The following is a 10,215-nucleotide window of genomic DNA, read 5'->3' as shown; positions in this document are numbered from 1 at the left end:
GGAGGCATAGGCTATTATATGTTGTGAAACTAATAATAGATTCAGCCCCAGAGACTAGATGCAGGTGCATCCTTATAAAGGATGAAGACATAGTCCAGACCACAAATAATAAAGTTTTATTAGTAGAGAAATCTATAGTGGTATGAGTGCTGTTCATTGTCTTACATTGCAGCCAGATGACTTTATTTTAGTAGAAGGTGTAAATAGACCTACTGCTAAAGCTGGATTAATGGCAGATGAATTATATCCATCTTTTCGTAAAGGAGAAGGTATCTCTTTTGAGAATATAGTAAAGGCATCTAAAAAAATAGATTATTATAAAGATAGTATGGATGAAAAGAAGGCTGATACTTTAAGAAGTAAAATTAGTGATTATTATAGTCAAAGATTAGATTATGAACTTAATAATACTGATAAGAGAGAGCCTATATTTTTAGATGAAAAATCTAGAGTAAAATTAAAAAAGTGTCTTGAATCTATTCAAAATAATCAAGATATTCAAAGAATTTTACACCCAGAAGGAATAATAAGTAATCCAGAGTCTAATAACGAAATCTGTATTTTATTAGATGTAAAAGCTATATATCCAGATGGCAATGAAAGAATCTTATCTTTAAAAGCTAAAGTTGATAACTATACATTAGATGAAGAAGCTAACTTATTAGTTGTTAATGATTTAAAGACTACAGGTCATGATGTATCTGAGTTTCAAAATAGCTTCTATAAGTTCCACTACTATCGTCAGATGGCTATATATGGATGGATGCTTAGAATTTTACTAGGTAAAGATGAATCTATAAATATAAAATCAAATATGTTACTAATCTCTACAGTACCTCCGTTTAATTCTGGAGTATTTAAAGTATTAAATACTCATATAAGTAGAGGAATGTCAGAATTTTCTGAATTATTAAAGAGAGTAGCATATCATGAGCAATATGGATACGATATTAAAGAACCCGAGTTATGAAGAATTAAGGAGTATCTATGCTAAATACTTTAGTCTTAGAAGTATTGGAGCAGATATTAATAATAAATTCGGATTAATCTCATTAGTAGGATTTTTAACTGATAAAGCTAGACAAAAGAATCCTGATGCTAGCTGTTATCAGGTATTATTAAAAGTAACAAATGGAAGAAACTTTCCAGATGATTATTTAAAGTGTTTAGCTATAGTTTGTGAAGACTTTATGTATAATGTGAAGATATTTAATACATGTGGTTGCAAGTCAGCACAAGAAATGGTAACACAAATAAATAATATTTTGGATAATTGGCTTCCATTTTAAGTAACAAGATTGTCAGACAAAATTTTTATTTAACGAATTTTTTGTCTATTTTATTTTGCTAGATCAGCACTTTATAGTATCTTTGTACCACTCTTCAAAAGTTAATAGAGAAGTCAAAGAGATTATAAATATTTAACATTAAAGATTAGGAAATTATGCTTTTATGTATTATCTTTGTAGCATAATTAAATAACGAGATTACTAAATAATGAATTAATGTTAAAAATGTAAAAACTATGGCAAATTTTAAGAGAGTAGAAGTAAAGGCGTATACAAAAGCAGAGGCAATTGATCAAGTAAAGGACACATTTTTCGTACAACGTGATGCAACACAAGCATGGAAAAAGGCTGGAGAGCCTTCTCCCTTGGATAAAGAGTTTAAAGTATTCTGTGCTGACTATTTGGAGAAGCATACTAAGAATGCTCCCGGTATAGCTTGTATGATTACTTATCGTGCTGGTTCTGCTGACACAAGAGAGCGTCCCTATAAGATGAATGATGTAGTCAATGAGAAAGGTAAGCGTAAGTATGTAACTACTTATATTTTGAAGGATAAGGAGACTGGAGAGGAGCTTGCTAAGACTACAGAGAATAAGAAGAAAGCGCAAGAGCTTGCAAAGAAATTATACACTGATGGAGGTTTCAGAGGTTCTATCATTTGTACTTACGCAAAGGAGGTATTAGAAGGTGAGCCTGTGGCATTCACAACTGATTATGCTCCATCTAAGAGTGCAAAAGAGGGACATTATATTTTCTTCGGTGTAGAGAAAGACTAATTTACTTCTCTCGTAATAGTTTATAGGAGGGTTATCTAATTTTAGGTAGCCCTCTTTTGTTTTTATAATATAACAAGATTTTAATATGGCCATGAGATTAAGTACCTATCATAAAGTGATAGATTTATTAAGAGAAGCAAAACAAAATAGGTTGAATATAAGAGAAATTAGTATTAGTAGTGGTCACGCTAGTAATTATATCTACAATACTATTAGAAAAATAAAACTAGAACATGATATAGAGAATGCCTTATATCAAGAGGTAATGGAACTATATGATGATGTAATAAATGAAAGATGGGATACTCCAGATACCAATATTGAAGAGTTATTAGAAAATACTCTCATTAGAAGTAACCAGCAATTTAAGGAAGAATATACAGATGAACTTCCAGAACCTGATTTAAAGGCAAAATTAAAAGAGATTCTTGCTGAATACAATGGAGAAGATTTAAAAACAGAGATTGAGAAATTATTAGATTAAAATTTCTCTATTATTTATAAACTATAATAAAACAAAGAAATTTGATAAAATATGAGTACATTTAATGAGGAAATTTGCACAGAGGTAGAAGATTTTAATGAGTCAGAGAATTTAGCATCAGTAACTATTGTTAGAAGTAATACAGTAAAATTAGATTCTGGAAAAGGTAAGATAGTAAAATATAAAGTAAATGTAAAGGTTAGGGACTCTCAAGACTTTAATACAGAACTTTCTAGAGAAGATGCAGAGAAGATTTTCGGACTCTATACTTATTATGGAGGAAATATTACAGCAAGAAATGTAGCTAATGAATTTCCAAGATTTACATTATCAGAAATCAAGAAAATATTTAGAGCATTTAAACTTACTAAAGATAGTGCTTGGTTTGCTCCTCATATGTTAGAGGAAATGAATGAGGAACAACTATCTAATTATAGAATGAGTCTTAAAGAGAGAGCTGCATTTAAATATGCTGATGCTAGACAGGAACGAGACTTTAAGAATAGTCTTAATAAAATGGCATCTGAAATTAATTCTTTGAGAGATTATAGAGATTTCTTTGAATCTATGTTAAGAGAATCTGCTGAGAATCCTATTAAATTTAATAGACCTCCTCTTAAAATTACTAAAGCTGATAATAAGAAAACACTAATACTATTCTTAGCTGATATGCATATTGGAGCAAAAGTAGAGTATGGATCTTTATATCCTAATAATTATGATTTAAATGAAGTTTATGACAGATTAGACACTATACTTCAATATCTATCTAAATTAGGAAGGTTTTATAAGATTGTAGTAGTTAATGGAGGAGATGCTATTGATGGAATAGACAACCAAACCGCTAGAAGAGATCACTATATGCCACAATCAATGGGTAATAAAGATCAAATTAATAATTTTGCTTATGCTATTACTTATTTCTTCCAAAAACTTATAGAGCTTGATTTAGCAGAGAATTATTCTTATCAATCTGTAGTAAATGGCAATCATGATGGAGATACAGGATGGATTACTTCTAAGTATGTAGCTACTCTATTAAAGATGCAATATCCTAACATTGAGACTAATGTAGCTGATTCATTTTTCCTTAGATATGATGTAGACGACTTCTCATATATTATCTCTCATGGTAAAATTTAACTTATTTTAACATTATTTTCTTGTTTCCGTGGAAGATTATTAATATCTTTGTATTAGATAATTAAATACAAATATTAATAATATTTTTATGGAAATAAACTACGATAAATTAGCAGAATTATTTTTAAATAGTGAAGATAATATATCTAAATTTTGTAATAGATATATTGAAGATAAAGATTCTTTTGTAAAATATTTAGATAATTTAGGATATTATCCTAAAAAATTAAGAACTGGAATTAACACTAAGAAATTTAAACAAGCTGTTGACTTATATAAGGAAATGTCTATATCTCCTGGATGTATTGCCAAAAAAATAGGAATAAACGGACAATCCTTAACAGCTGAATTAAAAGAATTAGGAGTATTCGATCCAGAAAAACAAGGTAAAAGAGAAAAAGCATATAATGAGTATATATTTGATTCTATAGATACAGAAGAAAAAGCTTATTGGTTAGGTTATATTTATGCTGATGGGTATATTTATAATGCCAAACCAAGGGATTCTGGAAGAATAGATTATAATTTTGAGTTATGTGCTAAAGGAGACGATATGGGTCATATGCAAAAATTTGCTGATTTCATATCTTATAATACTCCTTTAAAGAAAACAAAAGTGATTACTAACGGAGTAGAATATTCCAGATGTAGAGTATGTTTATCTAGTAAACATTTATGGGAAACTTTAAATAACTATGGGTGTACTCCAAGAAAATCACTTACTTTACAATTTCCTAATTTAAATATTTTCAAAGATACCTCTTTAGTAAGACATTTTATTAGAGGTTACTTTGATGGAGACGGATATGTTTCTAAAACAAAAGGAGAATATAAAACTTTAACTATACAAGTTTTAGGTACAGAATCTTTTTTAAATTCTGTTTTAAAATTCTTAAAATTATCTTCGGAATTAAAACATAATCATAATAATTTAGGGGAAATTACTATGTATTTTAGTATAAATTCAATTTTTGCACTAACTTTTTTATATAAAATATATAATAATTCTACTATTTATCTTGATAGAAAATATGAAAAATATAAGGAACATTGCCGTTTATACGAGAAATCGTATAAAGAATTACAAACCAAAATCGGTGAAGACTGTGATGTTAATACCGAGATAAGTACAGAAACTAAAGAGTCTGTGCCATCGTAACGCGTAGAGATTGAAACTTATTATAAAATAATAAGAATAAAATATCTCCAAGAGTGGTTTGCCCTAAGGATATGAAGATATATCTAAGGTGAAAATGTACGCTGAGCTATATCGAATAAGAAGATATAGAAACATAGATAAAAAGCTATGTGATAACATAACTGAAAGACAGTAAGTATATGAAAAAAGGATTACCTGTGGTTATGGATTCAAAGACAGAAGTTTTCCTTACTCAATATATTAATTCTCAGCATGATCTTAGAAAGTATGTAAATGTAGTAAGTGGAGATCTTCATAATGAAGCTATGACAAGAGGAAAATTATTTAAGTATTGGAAAGTAGGATCATTCTTTGGATCATCAGATTATTGTATGTATAATTTTGGAGATACTGCTCCTCATGTTAATTATCATATTGTAGAAGGAGATGTATTATTAAATGGAACTATTGAGTTAAAGAAATGAAAATAAGTATTGAAGATTTATTAAAAGGAAAGGCAACTATTATTAAAGATAGAGAGTATTTGCCAACTAGAAGCTATGTAGAGCCTTTTTTAGAGAGAATGAGTAAGTTCACTGATGATTTCAGAGTAGAAGTAAGATTGCCAGATCAAATTACTAAACTTGATTCTACTGAAGATATTACATACAATAGAGTATGGATTCAAGCAGTAATGAATGAGGTATATGATAACCATGATGAGGTTATAGGCTTTTTATATGGACTTGACGCTAGAAAACCTGTTGCGAAGATATATCGTGGGGCACTGAACTGTGCCTGTACCAATTTGTGCATATTTAATCCTTCATTTCTTAATGTTCAGGAACTTGAACCTAACACAGCTATTGATTATAAGCCTATAAATACCTTAATGGAACAAACAAATGATATTAAAGTATGGTTAGATAAATTATCTAGCACTTTCTTCGGTAGAGATAAGGAGAGCATACAAAGAGAATTAGGAAGATGGGTTTATAATTCTATGACAAGAAGTTATGATGAAGGATATGGAAAAGTAAGTTTGGCTGATTCTTCTCCCAAGACTGCATTCAAGAAACTATTTATAGACGCTAAATCTCCTTATTATATAAGTGAAGATATAGATCAAGTAGATATGTTTACAGTTTATAATGCTTTTACTCAGATAATTACAGATGATAACAAAGATATTGTTAACAAAGCAGAGAAAACTCTATTACTAAAAAATATACTTGAATTATAATGCTTGTAATTAAACGTGATAAATCGACTCAAGAGTTTGATCTAAACAAAATAAAGAAAGTTATACAAAAAACTTTTCAAGCAACTGGATCAGAATTTACTGAAGATTTATGGGAAGAAATTCAAGATGAACTTTATTTAAAAGGAGATTTTATTGACGTAGAAGAAATTCAAGATCAAATAGAACAAACTTTATTTGATTGTAATCATCTTAAGGAGGCTAAAGCATTTATTCTTTATAGAGAAGCGCATAAACAGAAGAGAGAGAAAGCTAAAAAGAATATAGAGTTTATAAAGAAATTTATAAAATCAAGTAATACAGCTAATGCTACTATAGACGATAATTCGAACGTAGGTACTCATGGAATTGGAGTATTAAATGCTGAAATACATAAGGAAGATAATCAGGGGACTAATATGGAACTCTGGGAAAATAAAGTACATGAACTTTATCCAGATTTTGATATAAAAATTATGAGAAATGACTTTAAAACTGTCTTGTATGCTCATGATTCTTCTTCTCAAGTATTAATGCCTTATTGTATGGCAGTATCTATGTATCCATTTCTATTAAATGGATTAAAAGATCTTGGAGGTAAATCTGCAGTTCCTAAGAATATTGATTCTTTTTGTGGAATATACTGTAATTTAGTGTTTGCATTAGCTTCTGAAGTAAAAGGCGCAGTAGCTACTCCAGAATTTCTAATGTATATGGATTATTTCTGTAGAAAAGAATGGGGGGATGATTACTATTTAAACTATGATTTGAAAATAGATTCTATAAGCAAACGAGAGAAAACTATTAAATCACAAATTGAACAATATTTTCAACAAGTAACTTATAGTATTAATCAAATAGCTGGATCTAGAGGAATGCAATCTCCTTTTACAAACTTTAGTTTCTTTGATAAATATTTCTTTGAAGGAATGTTTGGAGAATTTTATTTTCCAGATGGAACTAGACCATTATGGGAATCTACTAATAAACTTCAAAGACACTATTTACATTGGTTAAATCAAGAAAGATTAAAGTGTATTCTTACTTTTCCAGTATGTAGTTATGCTTGCTTAGTAGAAAATGGAGAATTTAAAGATAATGATACTTTTGAATTTATCTCACAAGAATATTCAGAAGGAAATTCATTTTTTCTCTATTTATCTAATAGTGTAGATTCATTATCATCTTGTTGCCGATTAGCTAACGCTATTCAAGATAATACCTTTAGCTTTACTAATGGCCAAATTGGAGTTATGACTGGTTCAAAAAATGTTATAACTTTAAATCTTAATAGAATCATTCAAGATTGGTATAGGGATGAGATGGATAAATTAAAAAATATTTCTAATATTTGGAAATCTAATACCATAACTGCAAATTTAAAGGAAGATTTAACTAAATATATAATCAATATATTAGATAGAGTTTATAAATATCATACTGCATATAATGAATTAATGTGGTGGGCTAAAGATAGTAAGCTATTTAATGCTTATGATGCTGGATTCATTGATTTAAATAAACAATATCTTACTATTGGAATATCTGGATTGAATCAAGCTGCTGAATTTTTAGGAATAACATGTAATAATAATGAGGAGTATAAGGATTTTTGTTCTTTAATATTTAAAACTATTAAAGAAGAGAATTTAAAGCACAAAACAACTAAAACTCAGTTTAATACAGAACAAATTCCGGGAGAGTCTGCTGCTATTAAACTTTATAATAGAGACAAAAAAGATGGATATTGGGTTCCAGAAGATACTAATTTATATGCAAGTTACGTATTTAAACCTAATGATAGCAACATTTCTATATTAGATAAAATTATACTACATAGTTCTAATTTTGCAGCCAATCTACTAGATGGAGGAAGTGCAGCTCATTTAAATTTAAGTAGTCATTTATCTAAAGAACAATACAAAAAGATTCTTAATTATGCAGCTAAAGTAGGATGTAAATATTTAACCTTTAATATTCCTAATTCTGAGTGTGATGATTGTGGATTTATAACTAAAGTTCCAATTGATATATGTCCAAAATGTGGAAGTTCACATATAAGTAAATATGATAGAATTATTGGATATTTAACAAAAATAGCTAACTGGTCATCTGGTAGACAAATAGAAAATACAACTAGAATTAGAACTAATAAAGATATAATTCAAAAAGACTTAGAGTCATGTTAAAGTATGTAGAAACTGCAGTAACATTTGCAGAAGTTCCTAATGAAGTTAATCTATGTATTAATATAAGTAATTGTCCGTGTAACTGCAAAGGATGTCATAGCTCTTATTTAGCTAAAGATATTGGTGAACCATTAGACATTATTTACGATGGAGGATATATAGAACTTCAAACTCTTATAGATACAAATGAAGGCATTTCTTGTGTTTGTTTTATGGGAGGAGACTCTGAGCCATATACTATTAATAAATTAGCTAAATATGTTAAAGATTTAAATTTAAAAGTAGCTTGGTATAGCGGAAGACAAGAATTAAGTAAGGATATCCAATTAAAAAATTTTGATTATATCAAATTGGGGCCTTATATAGAAGAATTTGGCCCTCTAAATTGTGAAACTACTAACCAGAAGATGTATAAAGTAGAATGTAAAGGAATTGATAAATATGAGTTAGTAGATATAACATATTTGTTCAGAAAATAAATATATATTTAATATGTCTCATTTAGATAATTTTAATTTCTTAGTAAAATCTAATACAAAGAAATTAGAATTAGGAGAGGAACAAATAAATGCTCTTAATAAATTAGAGGAGTTTGTATCTGGACTAGATGATTGCATAACTCTTTCTGGAGGAGCAGGAACAGGTAAGACTTCGATTCTAAGAGAATTTATAGAGTATTTAGATGATGAGGAGTTACCATATGTCTTAGCAGCACCTACTCATAGAGCTAAATTAGTACTTGAAGCTTTAACAGATGCTAAAAAGACATATACTCTTCATCAACTATTATCATTATCTCCTAATATCGAAATTTTTGAATTAGATTATAGAGATTTACTATTTAAAGTAGAAGAAGCTTTTGATAGTAAAAATAGTGCAATTCCTTATAAAGGTATAGTAATTATAGATGAAGCATCAATGATTAATGATGATTTATTTGATTTATTACTAAAAAAATGTAGGGAATTTAAGTGTAAAGTTGTGTTTGCAGGTGAATAATCGCCTAAGACCCTTAAATTGCGGGAAACCCTTTAGAGCCTATTATACTGTGTCTAATAGTAATATATAGTATTACAAATAGAGTAACGTCTATTATATAGTAAAAACTAATAGGATTAGGCAATCCGCAGCCAAGCTTCTAAAGTATTATAGAAGAAGGTTCATCGACTATCTCGAAAGAGAGTAGGAAATAATTAATTTCCGAAAAAGGGGCCATTTTTGTTTACAGTCTCAGAAATTGTATGTATATTTGCATTTTAGTAATTTAAAATGTTAAATATATGTACAAGAATTATTTTAAAATTCATAATCAAGAATTATTCATGCAACAACAAGAAGATAAGTATAAAACTTATCTTCACAAGACAGAAGACGAAGAAGAAGTATTTTATGTAGGAAAAGGAAAATTGGATAGATGCTTACAGCACTTAGATAGAAATAATTGGTGGAAGAATGTAGTTAATAAACATGGATATTATATAGTAATAGATAAAATAAATTTAACTGAAAAGGAAGCTTTTGATAGAGAAAAAGAATTAATATCTTTATTTGGCAGAAAACAATTCGGAGGAAAGTTAGTAAACTTAACTGATGGAGGAGACGGTGTTTCTGGAAGAGTTTTTACTGAAGAAGATAGAAAAAATATTTCTGAAAGAATAAAAGTTAATTTAGATAAATATCAAAGTTATGGAAATAGATCTAAATATTTTGGAAAACAATTATTTGGCGAAGAAAATCCGAACTATAATAATAGAGGAGGAAAAAATCCATTATCAAAAGCTGTTGTACAATTAGACTTAAAAGGAAACTTTATAGCGGAATATCCCTCTATTACAGAAGCTTCTAGTGCTACTGGAATAAGCTTAACTGGTATAGGAGGAGTATGTCTTAAAAAACGTCATCAGGTAAAAAATTTTGTTTTTATATATAAATCTGAATATGATCCTAATAACATAA

12 protein-coding genes are annotated in these 10,215 nt (G+C 28.6%); all 12 read left to right on the top strand.

Annotated features, from left to right (window positions below; genetic code table 11):
* The first annotated feature begins 142 nt into the window (after nucleotides 1-142).
* Nucleotides 143-970 (top strand): hypothetical protein, encoded by an 828-nt coding sequence (locus tag ACI3VO_RS15465; RefSeq protein WP_439758775.1) that lies wholly within the window; start codon nucleotides 143-145, stop codon nucleotides 968-970.
* Nucleotides 930-1,289, top strand: coding sequence for a hypothetical protein (locus ACI3VO_RS15460; protein WP_439758774.1), 360 nt, complete (start codon nucleotides 930-932; stop codon nucleotides 1,287-1,289). The genes ACI3VO_RS15465 and ACI3VO_RS15460 overlap by 41 nt, the downstream gene beginning before the upstream one ends.
* A gap of 236 nt (nucleotides 1,290-1,525) precedes the next feature.
* Complete coding sequence (locus ACI3VO_RS15455; RefSeq protein WP_439758773.1) at nucleotides 1,526-2,065, top strand: hypothetical protein; 540 nt, start codon at nucleotides 1,526-1,528, stop codon at nucleotides 2,063-2,065.
* A 91-nt stretch (nucleotides 2,066-2,156) separates the two neighbouring features.
* A complete protein-coding gene (locus tag ACI3VO_RS15450) occupies nucleotides 2,157-2,549 on the top strand; it encodes a hypothetical protein (RefSeq protein WP_439758772.1) in 393 nt (130 codons plus the stop codon).
* 51 nt (nucleotides 2,550-2,600) lie between these two features.
* Entirely contained in the window at nucleotides 2,601-3,692 is a 1,092-nt protein-coding gene (locus ACI3VO_RS15445) for a hypothetical protein (RefSeq protein ID WP_439758771.1), read from the top strand.
* Nucleotides 3,693-3,780: 88 nt separating this feature from the next.
* Entirely contained in the window at nucleotides 3,781-4,851 is a 1,071-nt protein-coding gene (locus tag ACI3VO_RS15440; RefSeq protein WP_439758770.1) for an LAGLIDADG family homing endonuclease, read from the top strand.
* A 179-nt stretch (nucleotides 4,852-5,030) separates the two neighbouring features.
* Complete coding sequence (locus ACI3VO_RS15435) at nucleotides 5,031-5,315, top strand: hypothetical protein (protein WP_439758769.1); 285 nt, start codon at nucleotides 5,031-5,033, stop codon at nucleotides 5,313-5,315.
* Complete coding sequence (locus tag ACI3VO_RS15430) at nucleotides 5,312-6,073, top strand: hypothetical protein (protein WP_439758768.1); 762 nt, start codon at nucleotides 5,312-5,314, stop codon at nucleotides 6,071-6,073. The genes ACI3VO_RS15435 and ACI3VO_RS15430 overlap by 4 nt, the downstream gene beginning before the upstream one ends.
* On the top strand, nucleotides 6,073-8,259 hold the full coding sequence (gene nrdD / locus ACI3VO_RS15425; protein WP_439758767.1) for an anaerobic ribonucleoside-triphosphate reductase: 2,187 nt from the start codon (nucleotides 6,073-6,075) through the stop codon (nucleotides 8,257-8,259). Before ACI3VO_RS15430 ends, nrdD begins: the two co-directional genes overlap by 1 nt.
* A complete protein-coding gene (locus ACI3VO_RS15420) occupies nucleotides 8,253-8,738 on the top strand; it encodes a hypothetical protein (RefSeq protein WP_439758766.1) in 486 nt (161 codons plus the stop codon). The genes nrdD and ACI3VO_RS15420 overlap by 7 nt, the downstream gene beginning before the upstream one ends.
* A gap of 13 nt (nucleotides 8,739-8,751) precedes the next feature.
* A complete protein-coding gene (locus ACI3VO_RS15415) occupies nucleotides 8,752-9,258 on the top strand; it encodes an AAA family ATPase (RefSeq protein ID WP_439758765.1) in 507 nt (168 codons plus the stop codon).
* A 281-nt stretch (nucleotides 9,259-9,539) separates the two neighbouring features.
* The coding region (locus ACI3VO_RS15410) for an NUMOD1 domain-containing DNA-binding protein (RefSeq protein ID WP_439758764.1) at nucleotides 9,540-10,215 on the top strand (676 nt) is incomplete at its 3' end.

This window comes from Intestinibacter sp., assembly GCF_051866655.1.
Taxonomy (GTDB): Bacteria; Bacillota; Clostridia; order Peptostreptococcales; family Peptostreptococcaceae; genus Intestinibacter.
Note: the sequence above shows the minus strand (reverse complement) of the source record. Positions and strands in the feature narration are given on the sequence as shown.

Bases quoted from the DNA above. Each gene is read 5' to 3' on its own strand.
- ACI3VO_RS15430 (WP_439758768.1), top strand. From the start codon at position 5,312: ATGAAAATAAGTATTGAAGATTTATTAAAAGGAAAGGCAACTATTATT.
- ACI3VO_RS15465 (WP_439758775.1), top strand. From the start codon at position 143: ATGAGTGCTGTTCATTGTCTTACATTGCAGCCAGATGACTTTATTTTA.
- nrdD (WP_439758767.1), top strand. From the start codon at position 6,073: ATGCTTGTAATTAAACGTGATAAATCGACTCAAGAGTTTGATCTAAAC.
- ACI3VO_RS15435 (WP_439758769.1), top strand. From the start codon at position 5,031: ATGAAAAAAGGATTACCTGTGGTTATGGATTCAAAGACAGAAGTTTTC.
- ACI3VO_RS15460 (WP_439758774.1), top strand. From the start codon at position 930: ATGAGCAATATGGATACGATATTAAAGAACCCGAGTTATGAAGAATTA.
- ACI3VO_RS15420 (WP_439758766.1), top strand. From the start codon at position 8,253: ATGTTAAAGTATGTAGAAACTGCAGTAACATTTGCAGAAGTTCCTAAT.
- ACI3VO_RS15450 (WP_439758772.1), top strand. From the start codon at position 2,157: ATGAGATTAAGTACCTATCATAAAGTGATAGATTTATTAAGAGAAGCA.
- ACI3VO_RS15455 (WP_439758773.1), top strand. From the start codon at position 1,526: ATGGCAAATTTTAAGAGAGTAGAAGTAAAGGCGTATACAAAAGCAGAG.
- ACI3VO_RS15415 (WP_439758765.1), top strand. From the start codon at position 8,752: ATGTCTCATTTAGATAATTTTAATTTCTTAGTAAAATCTAATACAAAG.
- ACI3VO_RS15445 (WP_439758771.1), top strand. From the start codon at position 2,601: ATGAGTACATTTAATGAGGAAATTTGCACAGAGGTAGAAGATTTTAAT.
- ACI3VO_RS15440 (WP_439758770.1), top strand. From the start codon at position 3,781: ATGGAAATAAACTACGATAAATTAGCAGAATTATTTTTAAATAGTGAA.